Source organism: Undibacterium sp. KW1 (assembly GCF_009937955.1).
Taxonomy (GTDB): Bacteria; Pseudomonadota; Gammaproteobacteria; order Burkholderiales; family Burkholderiaceae_D; genus Undibacterium.
Map to the genome: position 1 here is coordinate 4,675,006 of NZ_AP018439.1, position 17,169 is coordinate 4,692,174.

The 17,169-nt window shown below is 53.2% G+C and carries 14 protein-coding genes and 2 pseudogenes; 5 read left to right on the forward strand and 11 right to left on the reverse strand.

The genetic code is table 11. The features are described 5' to 3' along the window. Positions 1-142 precede the first annotated feature (142 nt). The 6 genes and pseudogenes from UNDKW_RS20855 to UNDKW_RS20880 form a co-directional block, all read right to left on the reverse strand. Positions 143-888: pseudogene (locus UNDKW_RS20855) on the reverse strand (IS630 family transposase); the annotation flags it as partial. Positions 889-1,158: 270 nt separating this feature from the next. Beyond that, positions 1,159-1,548: an immunity 22 family protein gene (locus tag UNDKW_RS20860; RefSeq protein ID WP_162060279.1), complete on the reverse strand. Its 390-nt coding sequence runs from the start codon at positions 1,546-1,548 to the stop codon at positions 1,159-1,161. Between the two features lie 54 nt (positions 1,549-1,602). Beyond that, positions 1,603-2,217 carry a CPCC family cysteine-rich protein gene (locus UNDKW_RS30625; protein ID WP_232063070.1) on the reverse strand — a complete coding sequence of 205 codons (615 nt, stop codon included), beginning with the start codon at positions 2,215-2,217 and terminating at the stop codon, positions 1,603-1,605. Positions 2,218-2,920: 703 nt separating this feature from the next. Continuing rightward, positions 2,921-3,520 carry a hypothetical protein gene (locus UNDKW_RS20870; RefSeq protein ID WP_162060280.1) on the reverse strand — a complete coding sequence of 200 codons (600 nt, stop codon included), beginning with the start codon at positions 3,518-3,520 and terminating at the stop codon, positions 2,921-2,923. Between the two features lie 27 nt (positions 3,521-3,547). After that, positions 3,548-4,036, reverse strand: coding sequence for a hypothetical protein (locus tag UNDKW_RS20875; protein WP_162060281.1), 489 nt, complete (start codon positions 4,034-4,036; stop codon positions 3,548-3,550). Between the two features lie 176 nt (positions 4,037-4,212). Continuing rightward, positions 4,213-5,112, reverse strand: coding sequence for a LysR family transcriptional regulator (locus tag UNDKW_RS20880; protein WP_162060282.1), 900 nt, complete (start codon positions 5,110-5,112; stop codon positions 4,213-4,215). A gap of 261 nt (positions 5,113-5,373) precedes the next feature. Here UNDKW_RS20880 and UNDKW_RS20885 point away from each other — a divergent pair, with 261 nt between their 5' ends. Continuing rightward, positions 5,374-6,372, forward strand: coding sequence for a zinc-dependent alcohol dehydrogenase family protein (locus UNDKW_RS20885; RefSeq protein WP_162060283.1), 999 nt, complete (start codon positions 5,374-5,376; stop codon positions 6,370-6,372). 37 nt (positions 6,373-6,409) lie between these two features. On the opposite strand, the gene UNDKW_RS20890 is transcribed toward UNDKW_RS20885, so the two are convergent. The 5 genes from UNDKW_RS20890 to UNDKW_RS20910 form a co-directional block, all read right to left on the reverse strand. After that, positions 6,410-7,174 (reverse strand): hypothetical protein, encoded by a 765-nt coding sequence (locus UNDKW_RS20890; RefSeq protein ID WP_162060284.1) that lies wholly within the window; start codon positions 7,172-7,174, stop codon positions 6,410-6,412. A gap of 1 nt (position 7,175) precedes the next feature. Beyond that, the gene (locus tag UNDKW_RS20895; protein WP_162060285.1) at positions 7,176-7,553 is read right to left on the reverse strand and encodes a hypothetical protein; all 378 of its coding nucleotides are present in this window, start codon (positions 7,551-7,553) and stop codon (positions 7,176-7,178) included. 246 nt (positions 7,554-7,799) lie between these two features. Continuing rightward, complete coding sequence (locus UNDKW_RS20900; protein WP_162060286.1) at positions 7,800-9,428, reverse strand: SulP family inorganic anion transporter; 1,629 nt, start codon at positions 9,426-9,428, stop codon at positions 7,800-7,802. Positions 9,429-9,673: 245 nt separating this feature from the next. After that, complete coding sequence (locus UNDKW_RS20905; RefSeq protein WP_162060287.1) at positions 9,674-10,117, reverse strand: hypothetical protein; 444 nt, start codon at positions 10,115-10,117, stop codon at positions 9,674-9,676. A gap of 43 nt (positions 10,118-10,160) precedes the next feature. After that, positions 10,161-10,376 carry a hypothetical protein gene (locus UNDKW_RS20910; protein WP_162060288.1) on the reverse strand — a complete coding sequence of 72 codons (216 nt, stop codon included), beginning with the start codon at positions 10,374-10,376 and terminating at the stop codon, positions 10,161-10,163. Between the two features lie 457 nt (positions 10,377-10,833). Here UNDKW_RS20910 and UNDKW_RS20915 point away from each other — a divergent pair, with 457 nt between their 5' ends. From UNDKW_RS20915 to UNDKW_RS20930, 4 genes and pseudogenes are all read left to right on the forward strand, one after another. Beyond that, a complete protein-coding gene (locus UNDKW_RS20915) occupies positions 10,834-11,862 on the forward strand; it encodes a DUF535 family protein (protein ID WP_232063071.1) in 1,029 nt (342 codons plus the stop codon). Positions 11,863-12,240: 378 nt separating this feature from the next. Beyond that, positions 12,241-12,582: pseudogene (gene arr, locus UNDKW_RS30630) on the forward strand (NAD(+)--rifampin ADP-ribosyltransferase); the annotation flags it as partial. A gap of 35 nt (positions 12,583-12,617) precedes the next feature. After that, on the forward strand, positions 12,618-12,836 hold the full coding sequence (locus UNDKW_RS20925; protein WP_232063480.1) for a transcriptional regulator: 219 nt from the start codon (positions 12,618-12,620) through the stop codon (positions 12,834-12,836). Between the two features lie 182 nt (positions 12,837-13,018). Continuing rightward, positions 13,019-17,152 carry a response regulator gene (locus tag UNDKW_RS20930; protein WP_232063444.1) on the forward strand — a complete coding sequence of 1,378 codons (4,134 nt, stop codon included), beginning with the start codon at positions 13,019-13,021 and terminating at the stop codon, positions 17,150-17,152. The last annotated feature ends 17 nt before the right edge of the window (positions 17,153-17,169 follow it).

Below are 17,169 nucleotides of genomic sequence, written 5' to 3' on the forward strand. Positions count from 1 at the left end.
GTTGTAGAGTTGCAGACTCGCACTGCTAACCAGTTATACACAGCTCAGTTATGCACAGATTTGTTAGCCACCAAATCCAAAAAATCCTGTCTCTCTTAAATTAAGGAATCTCTGATTATTGAGCTTTACATAATTGATGACATCACCACAACTCCACCTGCTTCCAACATGCCATGATGATGGATGGACGGCGTTGTGCGCTTTTGAGTTTGTTGCGGGCAATTGTTTGCAATTCGGCGAGGTTGTTCGGGCAGAAGTTTGCCAACGCATGTCGCTTGAGCCAGGCCCAGAGATATTCGACAGGATTGAGGTCCGGCGCATACGGGGGCAGGAATGCGATTTGAATGTACCCATTGGTGCTGTCGAGGTATTCGCGCACCAGTTTCGATTTGTGCGCCCTGAGCCCATCGCGGATGATCAACAGCGGCTGCTTCAAATGCGTTTTGAGCGCCTTGAGAAAATCGACAATTTGCTCCTTCTTGATGCTACCCTCGTGGAAGCGGAACAAGTAGTTCTTCCTGGTCACACCTGCAATCACGGACAAATGTTTCCAGTTGAAATGAAACTGAATAATCGGCGTTTTCCCTTTGAGTGCCCAAGTACGCACACGGGTAGGCCGTTCGCTGATTCCGGACTCGTCGATGAATACAATCAGTCGATTCTCTCTCGAGGCTTTTTTTTGAGCGCAGGCCAGGTCTTTTTCTTGAACTCCTGTACAGCATCTTCGTTACGTTCGATGGCGCGACGCTCCGGCTTTTGGTTACTGAATCCCAGTGCGCCAAGAATGCGCCAAACGTGCACTTCACTGAACGACACTTCTAACTTTCTTTCAATAAGTAGACGCACGCGTTTAAGTGTCCACAACTCGGTGCCAAAACCATGTTCCGCCTGCCGGTGGCACATCCATTAGCCAGCGGACCGGAGTCACCGCTAGTGCGCGCGGTACTGCTGACCTGGGTACTCAGCTTAGTCGTGGGCTTTGCACTGCAGACGCGGGCTATTCGTTTACGTCATCGACAAGCAGCACGCAGTTAGTGGACTGTCGTAGTGGCATAGTAAGTGAGGGGCATGTGCGCTACGTTTCAGGGCAAGGCACTTAGCCATGCACGTGCAGGCATGACGGGTGCTTGCTCATCACGCACATACAATACTGGGGCGCTAATCTTCTTCGCAGTCAAAGCAGCCAAGATATTTCAGGAAATAGTCGCTTGTACGGACAGTTTTTGGAGCATGAAACTGGTCAGTGTTGGCGATAATGAATACATTGATTTTATCAATACCCTCATCACCGCATAATTTGACGACAGCATCCAGATACGATGCGCTGTAAGAATGACCGTCGATGAATTGCCGTGGCGATTGTGCGTCTCTCCAATCAAGATAGCTTATTTCAGTGAAGTCATAGTCAAAACTGAGCTCTCCTTGCTCCATGGCGAAGCTGTTCATGGGGTCTACACCCACCTCACGCTCACGGTTTTCTACAAAATAATTTGCAGGCGCGGCATCACTAGATTGTCCTACCCAGATGTGTGATTGATGCACAGGCATTTACTGGCTCCATTATGATAGGAACGATATATTCCCAGAAGATGACTTCTTAGACTATGTATCGCTGTCCTTCAAGGCAGCATTGGTAAGATTACGCTGTTGCTCAACAAAGCAAGGCCTATATTTTTCCAATACATAGCGGTCCCGTCCATCCGAAAGGACATATCGTCGAACCGCTTGATTAACGGCACCAATGTCTTGGAAATTCTGTCGTGCCTCGTGTAAAGTCATGCGATTCGGCGAACTAAGCTGATCTAATTCACATGTACCGTCATCTTCCCAAAAGCACACACGACAAATTTCATACTCCCCATTCACGTCCAGGCTCCGGTACCCACAACAGGGACAGGCCATCAATTTTTCGACAATACCTCTTATCACAACTTTCGATCCAAGCAGTGCAGTCTGCGTTTCCAGATACGAGTTGACCACGCCCAGATACGCATGACGAAGAGCAATCTTTAGCAGGAAATCATATATTGCATTATCTGGATCGTCAGGTTCGTCACAACGAGCGATTTTCTCTTTCAAGAAGTCCGTAAGATCTGCATAACCAGAATCACCTGAGTCAATGGACCACCAGTCCAGCAACAGGGCTTCTCGCTCCTTGGTTGACAACCGGGCAAGGTCACGTAGCACTAATAAATCAATTGCTTCATCTCTCGTCATAAAATCATCAAGAAAACTATGTATTCGGCCTCTTAAAATCAAGTCTCATCTACTGCATACAAATGCATTCACTTCCAGAATTGCCACCATTTCTTCGCTACCGAACCAGGCGATTGATAGCTTGGCCGCAGTAGGTTTGCATGATCGCAGCAGTTCGTCATCTTCAAGCGCAAGAGTATCTTTGGGTCTTTTCCACCGTATCGTAATGCATCAGCGCAACAGACTTCAATCGCACTGCATGCCTGTTCTATCTCTTCTGCAGACTGTGGCTGCTGCAAAAAATAGGTATCCAAATTTTCGTCAGTCAAGGGCGCCAGTAGGGTTGGCGCTTCGCCCTCGGGAACACCGCAAGACAAACACTGCCCATTCCAAGTACCGTCACCTCGTTGATCTCCCAGAGTATAGAAAGGGCCCGGAGCGTTTTTGGGGAAACGTTGTGGGTGCTTAAAATAATCACTATTCATCGTTATCGCCTATTGTATCTGGCCTGGAAAATCGCCTGGACAGGTCAATTTAACCTGATCATGCGCATTTCGAACACAAAAACTTACGCGTTTCTTCGTAGCTGGAATGCAGTGCAGCCAATACCGTATCGGGTGATACGTGCTCCAGGCCAATATCAACTACCGCGATGAGATCAACGCCCATGCGCTCGTCCGTACTCAAGCATAGCTGTTATGCAAATATTCACCTCAGTTCGTACTTACGCAGAAAGTTTGCCAGCCACTGCATGCGCGAAAGCGTCAACATCGGCCTGCGGGCCGTCACCGAAGTTGAGATGTGCATCGTCATCTGTCCATTCACAAAACACTGTCCTGGGCGTGCCATCCAGGTTGATGCCGCATTCTAGCGTGAAATAACGTATGCCTACGTCTTCTTGTGGCAACTCGTTTTCACCATTGACCATGAGCACTGCTGCAATATAATGCACTTCTGCTACGGCCCTGGGCTCAGGCATGCGGAGTATCACGGCGGGGTATGGGCCCATGCGGCACGTCGTGACCACGACATCATCGACGCTCAGTTCTTTGGACGGATTTTTGACATATTTGGCGCAGACATCCCACATCCATGCCAGATAGGGCTTTTGCTCTTCAGATGCCATGAGTGAGAAAAACTGCAGCGGATTATCAACGCATGCCTGACGAACGCCCTGATGGGCAAACACATAATGTTGCTCGCGTGGTTCGCTGAGCAAGTCTGTTGGTGACTCTTTCTTTTTCTTGAAGAACATGGTGGCGTTTTTTAAAATGGATTTGGAAAAGTTGGTACTTGCATGATGCGTCAAGAATTGGCGCGTCAAGACGCACCCTACAGGATACGGCATGTACTACATATACAAAGTTTTGTGATGCAAATAATTGCGATAGACGATCTTGAATGTCTCGATATCGCGCTTGTCTGCCTGCACGAGAAAATCACGCACTTCGCATTCGTTGTCTTCGATTTTATAAACCCAGAAATCGAGTTTAACTTCTGGATGATCTTGCGAGACGATGGAGACACCCTTGCCACCGCCGAGGAAATTGGAGAATAAATAGACCAGGAATTTACCCTTGAGGATTTTCTTGTCTATCTTTAATTCATCGAGGACGCTGGCGGCTCTCTCTTCTGAGGGGGAGACATCCTGGCGGTGGTCTGCGTAGGTATTCAGGAACTGGCGCAGGTGTTTGACCTCTGCGGTTTTATAGGTCTGGCCGTATTTGGCAAGTTGCTCTTGATTGAGTACGAGTTCTTTGGGTGCATCTGTTTGTGCCTGGCTGACCAGGGGGAGCAGGAACAGGGATAGCAGGAGTGGTAACAGGTAGCGCAATTGCATGAATGCCTTCTATGACGTTTTTGCCATTATAGTGCATGGCGGTCTACGTCAATGTACATTGCCTCAGGTATGCCACAATCGCATGCGGCGCATTGCCATGCGCCCTACCTCACGGCATTGATCTGGTGCGAGGTAATGTCATCAGGTGCAATCCATCTGAATTCATCCAAGGTGAATCACACAGAATACGGCCTCAATACCTCTTCCAGAAATTCTACAAATACCCTGATCTTGGCGGCGCGGTGGTGCTTTTGCTGGAACAGCACAGATACATCCGGGCCGGGCACTGCCCAGTCTGACAGCACGGGCACTAGCAAGCCTTCACGCAGGGGGCTGGCTAGTGAAATGGACATGTGCTGGATGATGCCTGCGCCTGCCTTGGCGCTTTCTATGAGGGATTCGACATGGTCCATCGCCAGTAATGGTGATGGCAGGTGTGAGAATTTCTCGTCGTCTTTTTGAAACTGCCACGCCCTTAGCTGGCGGGAGTTGGGGCGCAAGAAACCCAGGCAGTGGTATTGTGCAAGCTCTTGCGGATGCTGTGGCTGGCCATGTCTGTCAATGAAAGTCGAGGCTGCGCAACAGAGGTAGTTGGTCTTGCACAGGCTTTTGGCGATGAGGTTGGAACTGGGCAGATCACCTATGCGCACGGCCACATCGACGCCCTCTTCCACCATGTCGATATTGCGGTCGCCAACAGTGATCTTGAGGCTGATGTCAGGATAGGCAGCGATAAAGCGCTGCAGGGCCGGTGCAATGTAGAGGCGGCTGATAATGGCGGGCAGCTCTACGCGGATACTGCCAGCCGGTGCCTGGTTGGAATGCATGAGACTGGCCTCAAGCTCGTCCATATCACCGAGTAATTGCAAGGCCTGTTCATAACAATGCCGCCCTTCATCGGTCAGCGACATGCTGCGCGTGCTGCGGTTCAGCAGTTTGATGTTGAAGTGTTTTTCAAGTGCGGCGATCTGGTTGGTGACGGAAGAAGTGGACATGCCCAGCATGTCGGCAGCACGGCTGAAGCCACCGAACTCAACCACACGGCAAAACACTTTTAATGCATCAAGTTTGTCCAATTTGCATACTCCCGTGTTTTCTCCCCAGCGTAATGTCTGCATTCTAGCACCGCCATCAGCCGGCCTTGCGCGCTGGAGCATGCGCATTATGCAGTTTTTCAGAAAACTGCATTGCGGCCAGGCCCGTTTATCTGGCTTGAGTGCGGGGATAGACTGTTTTCACTGGAGACGCGGGGCCAGGCAAGACAAAGCAAGGTAAACGGCGTCGTCGTCCAGATTGTCAACAGACTACTTTAATTCTACATTTCAGGAGAAAACATCATGGCAAACAACAATATGCAGGCACTGGTACTGGAAAAATTTGGCTCACCTTTAGTCATGCGCGAAATAGCCCGACCTCAGCCTGGCGCAGGCGAAGTGCTGGTGCGCATCCATGCCAGCGGCGTTAACCCGCTGGATCTCAAAATCCGCGCTGGCAAGGCCGCCCACGCAAAACCTGTCTTGCCCGCCATTTTGGGCATAGACATGGCAGGAGTAGTAGAAGCTGTTGGTGCAGGCGTCAGCGGCTTTACACCTGGCGATGCAGTGTACGGCATGACGGGTGGCATAGCGGGCGTGCCAGGTTCATTGGCACAGTATGCGGCGGTGGATGCGCGCTTGCTGGCACATCAGGCGGGAAACTTTAGCATGCGTGAAGCGGCTGCCCTGCCCCTGATTTTTATCACTGCATGGGAAGGTCTGGTAGATCGCGCCAAGGTGCAGCCAGGGCAAAAAGTTTTGATACACGGTGGTGCCGGTGGAGTTGGTCACATGGCCGTGCAACTGGCCAGGGCACTGGATGCTGAAGTCTATGCAACAGGCAGCGCCGTGCAAAAAGACATTATAGAAAGCTATGGTGCAACGGCGATTGATTACCAGGCCTGCAGCGTGGCCGACTATGTGCAGCAATATACCGGCGGCGCAGGTTTTGATGTGGTGTATGACACCGTTGGCGGCGCTACCCTGGATGCCTCGTTCGCAGCCGTGCGCACTTACGGCGGCCATGTCGTCAGTTGTCTGGGCTGGGGCACGCATGCGCTGGCACCGCTGTCTTTCAGGGCCGCGACTTATTCTGGCGTATTCACGCTGCTACCGCTGATCACTGGCCAGCAGCGCCTTCACCATGGCGACATCCTGCGTGAAGCCGCCAGACTGGCTGATGCTGGTAAACTTAAAGTGAGGCTGGATGAACGTGTATTTGATTTGTACACCGCGATGGAGGCACAGCAATTGCTCGAAGATGGGCAGGCGCAGGGCAAGGTGGTGATTGATATTGCCTGATGCCGGGTGCTGCAAAACTGCCCACTGCCAGATTCATTCAGCTGGCAGTTTTGGCCTTGGAAGTAACCGCGTTCTTGCGGAAATAGGCACTCCCCATCCAGCCCATTGCCAGAAGCCAGAATCCAACCGAACCTGCATACGAAAAATACCAAGATAAGAACAGGGCAATAACCAGCATGGCCGATGCCGCAGCACAATTGGCATTGACGGTGCGGTTAGAGGGGAAGCAGAACCACATTGCCCAGCCTGTCATGATGATGAGGAAAGGGCCTGAGGCGGCGAGGTCCAGCAGCCCACGCACATTGCTGATAAAAAGCTCAGGTGCGCCCAGGCGCACCCATAGCCAGGGCGTGCCAAGGAAAGTGATAGCCGCCACTGAATAAATCAGGCCCCAGTTTCTACCGGAGCTCACTTTTACCGCAGGCTCATCTCCGGCACTGCCAGACTGTTTGAACGTCTCGCCTCTTAAAGTCTGCAAGAGCAATAAGCCGGCAAACATGATGAGAAAGCCGGGTGTCTGTTTAAACATGGCGTAAAGATTGAGCAGAAAACCTATGGTCAAGAATGAAGCTCCGGCACCGATGATGACTTTTTCTGTCCTGTATTTTGGTATGGTAAGTAAAACGGTCCAGCCAAGTATGGTCAGCAGATAGACAGAAGAGTACTGAAAATTCTGCAATCCACGAAAGCCATACATAAAATAATCTGTCTGAAAAAAATAGAACCAGGCAGACGGTAGCCAGACGAGTAGTGTCACTGTCCAGACTATAAAAAGGACTTGCTTTTGTTTTGAAGTCATCATCTCAGGCTTCTAGTTTTCCGTCGTCAGTCACAGACTCGTCCCTCACCATGCCTAACAGGATCATCCCTGAAAACAGGATGACGAAACCGCCTGTATGGTGAAAAACTTCATAATAAATGAGCACAAAGCCCAGGCTCATGAGAGAACTGCCTGCGCCGATGATGTTTTTTCGCGTCCTGGTTTTGGGTATTGAGAGAAGCGTGGCCCAGCAAAAAATAATCAACAGGAAAGGGGCTGACAACTTGAAATTTTGCAGCCCACGAAAATTCCCCAGGAAGTAATCAGTCTGAAAAAAATAGAACCAGATCGGTGGCAACCAGACGAAGATGGTCAGGCACCAGACTGTGAGGAGAATTGATCTGGTTTTGTTTTGCAGCATGGGAACCTTTATTCATTAATGCTGGCAATCGCGCCTGCTTGTCATTTTACCATTTTAAAAATGAATCAAACAGCCCGCAATGCACTGTGATGCCGTGGGATTTAACGCTGCATAAGTACAGGCAAAGGCCGGTGCGACATGCCACATCTGCGGTGTGCGCATACTCTCTTTGCTCGTAATTTCCGTGACGTAGGGCGCATTGCAATGCGCCCCACTTTACGGCTGCGTCTGTTGCGTCAGGCATCTTTACTCCTTTTCCACATACGCTTCCCGCGCCATGGTGACGACGTCATCGACGCTGAGTTCACTGAAGCTGCCTGTGTGCAGATGAGGGATAGCGGCTCTCTCCAGCACGACGCGGGCGCTGGATTTGAGGCGGGCGAACATCAGGTGTTTTTTCTGCAGATACAAGGCGGCGCAAAAGTCGGTGATGGCTTCTATGCTGGTGCTGTCGAGGTCAGGTGATTCTTCCAGGCTCATGACGATGACCTTTGCATCACTGGCGACGGCATATTGCCTGGCCAGTGCCATGGCGCGCTCGGCATTGCCAAAGAATAGCGCCATCTCTGGGCGCAGGATGAGTACGCCGGGGATGATCTTGGCTCCAGGATAATTGACGAGGCTGACAAAGTCATGGCCGCCGTTCAGGCGGCCAAGCACGCTGACATTGGCCTCAGCCAGCCTGCGCAACAGCATCAGCAGGCTAAAGCCGATGGCCACCAGCAAGCCATCGAGCACGCCGAGCAAGAGCACGGCAACGACGGCAGCCAAGGCAACAAACCTGTCGCGGTGCAGTTTGAAGTAGGCATAGAACACAGAGGGCCGCAAGGAATGGCTAACTGCGTGAATGACGATGGCCGCCAGCACAGGCACTGGGGTCAGGGCAATGACGGGCAAGAGGGTGAGGACGATGAGCAGCAATACAGCGGCTGCCGCCCAGCCAGCAAGCTTGCTGCGGCCACCATAACTTTCATTGGCTGCCGTGGCAGAAAACCCTGCTCCTACAGGCAAACCATGGAACAGGCCAGAGAACAGGTTGGCAACGCCCAGGGCCAGCAAGTCACGGTTGGGGCTGACACTGTCACCGTGGCGCAGGGCAAAATTGCGGATGGAACTGTAGGATTCGGCATACAGTATCAGCAGCATGGCGATACCGAGCTCGCCTATGCGCAGCCACTGCACATAGGTCATGGTGGGCAGGCTGGGTACCTGCAACTGCAGATCAATGGCACCCACCACCTGCACGCCGAGTTGCGCGAGGTCCAGCGCCTGCCCTGCGGCAATGCCAAGTGCCAGCACCACCAGGCCAGCTGGCATATAGACAATACGTGCCAGACCATATAAAAGCAGCAGGGCCAGCATGGCAAGGCCGAGTGAAGGCCAGTTCCACTGTGCAAATTGGGAGAGCAAGTGATAAATAAAGCGCGGCATGTCAGTGCTGTGCACCTGCACGCCAACGATGTGGGCAAACTGTTTGATGACGATGACAAGCGCCAGGCCAAAGGCAAAGCCGCGCAACACAGGCCGGGCAATGAAGTCAGAAATGCTGCCCAGCCTGGCCGCACTCGCCAGCATGAAAAATGCCCCTGTCATGATGACCAGCCCGGTCGCCACCAGCATGCGCAAACCCGCGTCGCCATTGGCCATGGCCGCCGACGCCGAGGCCAGCACCGCCGCCGATGATGAAGTGGCCGCGACGATGGCAAAACGGCTGCTGCCTATCAACCCATAACAAAGCAAGCCGGCAAACACGGCAACGATGCCTGCCTGTGGCGGCAGGTTGGCGATGCTGGAATAGGCAACGGCTTCTGGCAGCAGCAGGCCAGCCAGCGACAAACCGGCGATAATGTCAGACCAGGCCCAGGTTTTGTTCATGCGTTTTTTTGTATGTGTTTGGGTGAGTGCGGTTGGTAATTACGAGCGCATATTGAATAAATGATTTATCTTTTATTGCAGTCATTGAGCGCTCAGTATACGCCGCATGGATATGGATGGGGAAATTGTCAGGCTGTGGCCGATACTTTAAGAAGATGAGGCATGACACATCTCAAAGTCACGCCACAGAGCGCGTCGTGCGCGCCGTACTCACCGCATGTAAACCCGCGTCACCATCGTATGGTTCAGGCCCGACGTTTTTGCCCCTTGCCAGGGGCAGGCTCAGTGGCACCATCTATATCCATGGCCCTGCTGGCTGCAAGTTCATAGGCTTTCTGATCTATGGTCTGCCTGTAGGTATTCAACAAGGCCCCTCCAATCACCATCACGAACAGGCCGCCAGTATGCTGGAACATCTCATAGTATTGCATTAACAAGCCCATCGTAAAAAGTGAGCCGCCTGCACTGAGAACAATGCCCCAGGTTCTGGTCTTTGGCAGCGTAAGCAACACCGCATAGGCCAGTATGATCAATAAAATAGGTGCAGAAACTGCAAAATTTTGCAGGCCGCGCATATTTTTGAAAAAGAAATCTGTCTGGAAAAAATATTGCCAGACTGGCGGCAGCCACATCACCATAGTCAGGTACCAGATGGCGATTAGCGTTTCTTTGGCTTTGGGTATCTGCATTGCAGGATTCTTTAATTTCAATTGATGGCGTGCATGACCAAAGCTACTGACTACGCTCAGCATCCTCCGGTTCTATCCCAACCAGCTTCAAAGCCAGCACGGCAAGGCCAAGTACGATGCCCACAATGATATCCGCTATCTTGCCCGAATAAGGCAGCAGGAAGATGCTGTAAAAGATGCAGGCCAGGATGATGGTAATACAAACACCCACAATCATCGTCCTGATGATTGCTGCATTGCCTGCGGGAGGTTTGCCCATGTCAATCGCGCCTTGTTAAGAGCTGAATCTAAGAGCTGAATTAGAGCTGAATTATGCTGCGTGCCTGCATTCCATATTTTACTTTGTATTGGCAAAAAGTATTTTGTACTTCGCAATTTATATTTCCTATCAGCAATAAGTCTGCGCAATGCAAAGGCTATAGGCACATGGAGGTATGGCGTCCGGCTTTTACTATCATTTTCAGTCACAGACAACAGATTGTGTCTGCACTTGCAGGTAAAAACAGCATGGATCAGTCATGTAAAAACTGGCACCAATTGCAACATAACGTTACAAAGCAAAATATCTGCACCGAAAATCGGCTAACTTCGGCTTTTTTATTTTCCAAAATCAACAAAATTTCCATGTGGAAATTATTCGTATTTGTTAATTTCTCCTAACTCCTGACAAAGTGATGACAAATCGACGACAAAATTAAGTTTGCTAATATATTCCCATGTCTGATACATTGAGTTACATTAATATGCAGTGCGAAACAAATGGTGCGATTGTGAATATATTGAACTGGCGTGAACTATGGACTGCAGGCAGGGTACTGGAGGCTATTGATACAAAGAAGTTGCATGAGTCAGGCAGTTTGATGGCCAGCCTGCGCTGGGCCTTGCATGTGCGCCTGGCGGATGACAACACCAGCTTCAAGAGCAAATTCCTGTTCCTGTTGCGCAGCAGCTTGCGCCCTCAGGTGAGCTTGCGCTGGTTCCATTTCCTGCACCAGACCTATTTGCAAAAGGCCACGCCTGGCGATATCGCCTTGCTGGACGCCATACACCGCCCTTTCTTTGACCGCCAGATTTGCTGCGTGTCGCGCCTGCGCTTGTTGCGCAACCATTTCCATTTGTCCGCCCAGTTGTTTGGCAAACGCCGCGCCCAGGACATGCTGGCGGGCAGTGACTTTACCCTGGCCACACTGGTGGGCAAGGATGAGCAGCATTACCGTATCAGCCTGTTCCGCAGTTGCGCCTTTAAACGTGAAGGTGGCCTGAGCCTGGGCCTGTTTCAGGGTAGCCAACTGCTGCAATGCATCAGCTTCTCTTTTGACCGCAAGGATCAGCATCTGATGATCAGGGTGGGCGGCCTGCAGTCATGCAAGCACAATGCGCGCGAGACCATGCGCGCCTGTACCAAGAGCCTGTTTGGCATACAGCCCCGCCTCTTGCTGATCGAAGCCTTGCGCAGCCTGGCACGTGAACTGCACTGTGCAGGCATAGAATGCATCGCCAAGAAAAACCATATTTACCAATCCTGGCGTTACCGCTTCAGCAAAACCATCAAGGCAGAATACGACAGCCTGTGGCAGGCAGCAGGTGCCTGCGCGCAAGCCAATGGCAATTACCTGCTGCCGCTGGCGAGTGAAGATGTGCCACTGTCTGAGCGCCCATCCAACAAGCGCAGCGAATACCGCGCACGCGATGGCCTGACCACGAGCATGCGCGAGGGGATCAGGCGCAGCCTCGTGAGTGCCTGAACCTGGCTTGTACGCGGCAAGTACGTCTTGCTCTTTCAAGCGCACGCCCATATCTCGCAGGAGCGGCTTCAGCCGCGAATGACTTTTACCGCTATCTGTTCACGGCTAAGGCCGCTCCTACGGTTGCAATCGCCGTGACGTAGGGCGCATTGTAATGCGCCGCATGAAATCTTCACTTCTCAAAGCAAATCACCTTTGCCGTGCGCAGCGTACACATGCGGCGCAATATATTGCGCCCTGCATCACGGCCAGGTTCAAGGGACGATAGTTTGCAGCAATCAGATGCGGGGTACACTACCCAGCATCAGGTGCTCTCCTCCACCACCATCCGAAACACGCCACCAGCACAAATTGGAGATATTGATGAGCAATGCATCAATGGCGAATTCTGGCCCCATCAGCAGCGACAGCGACACAGTCGATCTGCGTGCGCAGACGCTTTACCACGGTACCAGGGCTGACCTGCAGTTGGGCGATCTCATCGCACCGGGTTACCGTTCGAACTATGGCAAGCGCAAGAAGGCGACTTAGGTGTATCTGAGCGCGACCCTGGATGCAGCCACCTGGGGTGCAGAGCTGGCAGCCGGCGACGGCCCCGGCCGGATTTATATTGTGGAAGCAATGGGCGAGATCTTCGATGACCCGAATCTGACGGACAAGAAGCTCCCTGGCAATCCGACAAAATCATTCCGCAGCCGCGAAGCATTGAAAGTCGTTGGCGAGGTCATGGACCGGCAAGCAAAGAAAAAGCTTCTATGGACAAGCGTTTCAAACCACTGTCTCCAGCAGAAGAATTACAGGCGCGGCGAACATTGGCGGCAGAGCTGGCGGCAGAACCGGCCATGCCTGGTCTGGCTGTCATCAGGAAAATACATATGAGTCTGCGCCTGACCATTGCTGAATATGCGCGGCTTTGCGGGGTGTCGGCCCGGAATTTGCAAGACATAGAGCGTGAAGTATCCAGCCCAGCCTGAGTAAGGCAGACAAGCTGCTGCGTCCCACCGGGATGAGCGTGGGCGCAGTATAAAAACCGCTGCTGCACCAATAAACCACATTCTTGCACTGTCATGCTGTAATTATCACAAAAAAATCGGGTAAACTTAGCCAGACCAATCCCAGCCCGCTTTACGCTGCCCACAACCGGAGAACATGCTTGATGACAGCCCAGCAGCATCCCATGCCTGCCGCCAGGGTATTGCTCCCGGCCTGCCTGTGGTTCTTTGTGCTGGCGGTGGCGGGCATGTCGCTTACGCGGGGCGACAACCAGGTGTCAATATTGTGGTTTGCCAATGCACTGGCAGTGGCTTATATGCACGGCCAGGGGCGCACCCGGCAATTGCAGATACTGGTGCTGACCATGGTGGCGAGCCTGGCAGCCAATCTGCTGACGGGCAATAATCTGGCAGTAGCTACCCTGTTCACCCTTGCCAATGCGGTAGAGGTGGTGCTGGTCAGCTACACCATACGGCATGCGGGTCTGGCCCAGGGTTTTGAGCATTCCAGCAGCGATATGTTGAAGCTGATCTTGCTGGGCTTTTTATTACCCTGCGCCTGCAGTGCCACGCTGGCGGCAGCGCTGGCAGCCTGGGTTGGCCTGGGTGACTTTGAACTGATCTTCACTGGCTGGTATGTGTCGGCCTCACTGGGCCTGATCCTGATTTACCCGCTGGTACGCAGGATGCGGCTGGAAGCAGCACCCACCTGGGCCACGCGCATCAACTGGGAACGCTTCGCCCGTTATGCCTTGCCTATCCTGGTGCTGGTGGTGATCACGCTGCTGTACCTGCCGCTGCCCTTCCTGTACATCCTGGTGGCACTGACCTTCGCTACCCACAGGCTCAATTTTGATGAAGCACATCTGCTGACGGTGCTGGCCATCACCTGCCTGGGGCTGATGCTGAGCCTGGGCCATGTGCTGCCGCTGGGTGGGGTGGCGCGCTGGCAGTTACTGTTTGTCTATCTGCCCATCCTGATTACCTCGGTGCCGCCGATGCTGATGGCAGCAGCGCGCAATGAGAACCTGATCAAAGATGCCGAGAGACAGCGGTTTTCTGAAGAGCTGCAAAAGAGCCAGCAATCGCTGCAATCCACCATCGACCACATGCCTGCGATGATAGGCTATTGGGACCAGCAATTGCATAACCGTTTTGCCAATGCTGCCTATGAAAAATGGTTCAGGCTCAAGCCTGATCAGATACGCGGCATGCATATCCGCGATGTGGTAGGGCCGGAAATATATGAACAAAACTCTGCACACATGCAAGCTGCGCTGGCTGGGGAAGCGCGTATTTTTGAGCGCTCTGTCGTTGATGCCGAGGGCAAACTGCACAATGCCCTGACCCATTACACCCCACACATAGTCAAAGGCAGTGTGCAGGGGTTTTATGTTTTTGCATCCGATATCACACCATTAAAAGAAGCACAACTTCAAGAAAACCGCGCCTTGGCCAAATTTGCCAGCGTTGTCGAAGCAGCCAGTGAATTTGCCATTATCACCACCGATTTGGTGGGTACGATCACTCTCTTTAGCAAGGGTGCAGAGCGTATGTTGGGCTATGGTGCAGATGAGCTGGTGAATCTGCACACCCCTGCCATACTTCATTTACAGGAAGAAGTCAGCGCCATCGGTGAGCAACTCACCGCAGAACTGGGCTACCCCGTAGAAGGTTTTGAGGTCTTTGTCGCCAAGGCCAGACGTGGCTTGCCACAAAGCCAGCAGTGGACCTATATCAGCAAGCAGGGCCAGCATATTCCGGTAAACCTGGTGATCAACAGCATCCATGACGAGCATCAGCAAACCATAGGCTTTTTGGGTATTGCCACCGACATCAGCCGCCAGAAACAACTGGAGACCTCGATGATCAGCGCGCGCGACCAGGCTGAAATGGCCAGCCGCACCAAATCAGAATTCCTGGCCAATATGAGCCATGAAATCCGCACGCCGATGAATGCGGTGCTGGGCATGAGTTACCTGCTGGGCAAGACAGACCTGAGTTCTACCCAGCGCCATTATCTGCAGATGATACGTTCGTCCGGCCAGTCACTGCTAGGCATACTGAATGACATACTCGATATCTCGAAGATAGAAGCAGGCCGCATAGAATTATCACCTACCCGCTTTTATCTCAAGGACGTGCTGAGTGCACTGGCCAATATGATGTCGGTCAATGTTGGTGAAAAGCAGCTGGAATTATCGATGGGCATAGACACTGACGTGCCCAAGGAACTGATAGGCGACGCCCTACGCCTGCAACAGGTGCTCATCAACATCATCGGCAATGCCATCAAGTTTACGGCCAATGGTGAAGTCTCATTGCTGGTGCAACAGGCTGAGCCGGTTCCGGGCAGTGAGCAGGATACAGACAATTTGCTGATACAGTTCATCATCCGTGACACTGGCATAGGCATGTCGGCAGAGCAGATCAGCCGCCTGTTCAATGCCTTTGAGCAGGCCGATGCCTCGACTTCACGCCGCTTTGGCGGCACTGGTCTGGGCCTGGCAATCTCGAAGCGCTTTGTCGATCTGATGGGTGGCGATATCCGCGTCAACAGCCAGGAAGGTACGGGCACAGAATTCATCGTCAGCGTGCCCATGCAGACTGCGCCGCCCCTCGAAGACCATCAGGCAGAAAACGCCAGCACTGCCTCGGGCAGTAACCAGGCCAGGAAAATCCTGGTCGTTGATGACAATGCCACCAGCCGCAGCTATATCGCCAAGACCATAGAAGCCTGGGGCTGGCATGCCGACACTGCCAGCACCGGCGAGCAGGCCCTGCAAAAAGTGCGCGAACACCTGGCCGGCCAACCTGCGGCAGAAGATGAATACTGCGCCATCCTGATAGACTGGCACATGCCGGGCCAGGATGGCCTGAGTACCCTGGCCGCCATCAAGGACATGCAGACCAGCCAGCGCATCCCCCTGATTTTGATGAGCAGCGCCTATGACCGCAGCGCCCTGCAGATGGAAGACAAGCCAGGTGCGCCCGATGCCGTGCTGCTCAAACCAGTGACCGGCTCCAGCCTGTATGATGTATTGCAAGAGACCAGCCTGCACCTGCACCATGGTGCCCCGGCGCTGTCTGCTACACTGGCTGCAGCAAACCCGCATAATGAACAAACCATGAACGATAGCAGCTCACCCGCCAGGACAGGCACAGGCAGCTTCAGCGGCAAACACATACTGCTGGTGGAAGACAATTATTTCAACCAGATCGTCGCCACCAAGATACTCGAACAAACCGGGGCCAGCATCAAGGTCGCCAACAATGGCAGTGAAGCAGTCGAAATTTTCAAGATCGCAGAAGAGCAGTTTGACCTCGTCCTCATGGACGTGCAAATGCCCATCATGGATGGCTGGACAGCCACCGAAATCCTGCGCAAGGAACTGGCCCTGCCCATCCCCATCCTGGCCATGACTGCCGGTGTCATGACGGCAGAGCGCGAACATTGCCTGGCCGCTGGCATGAATGACGTCATCTCCAAACCCATAGACATAGACCAGATGCTGGGCGTACTGGCGCGCTACCTGTCGGCAGAACAGCCAGCACAGACTGGCGGCGCAAGGGCTGCACTGGCCCCGGTCAAGCCTGCCAGTACGGCAGAGACCAGCCCAGTGCCCGCGACAAGAGCAGAATCAAGCCCAGAATCAAGCCCAGAGCCAAGGACGGCACCCATGCCCGGCCAGGCAACACCAACTGCCAGCGGCGTCTTTGATCCCGCCAAGATCATGGCGCTAGCCAAGGGCAACCCTGCCCTCGTCAAAACCCTGGCAGGCGTGATACAGAACATGATCAACCACGCCAGGCAGGATTTTGACCAGGCCGTCAGCCACTGGCGGCAAGGCGATGCGCAACAGGCCGCCCGTACCCTGCATACCATGCGCGGCAGCATAGGTACGCTCGGTGCCAGGGACTTTGCCGCCGCTGCACTGACACTGGAAAACGCCATTAACCAGCAAAACCAACAAGACCAGCAACGCGTCCCCGACCTGATCAGCCATGCCGACCAGCAACTCAGCCTGACGATTTCCTGCGTGCAGTCATGGCTCAATGAGCAAATGACCGGCAAAACCGAAGCTGACGACGGTGCCAGCCCGATCAAGCCTGGCGACCTGCAGGAATTAAAAGACCTGCTCCAGACCCAGAACATGCGTGCCAGCGCCCGTTACCAGGAACTGCAAGCCGGCCTGCAACAACACCTGTCCGGCGAGCGCCGCCAGGCCATGCAGGCCGCCATGCTGGACCTGGACTTTGTCACCGCCCTCAGACTGCTCGACGAGATAAAGGTGTAAATTTTGCAATGCGGCAA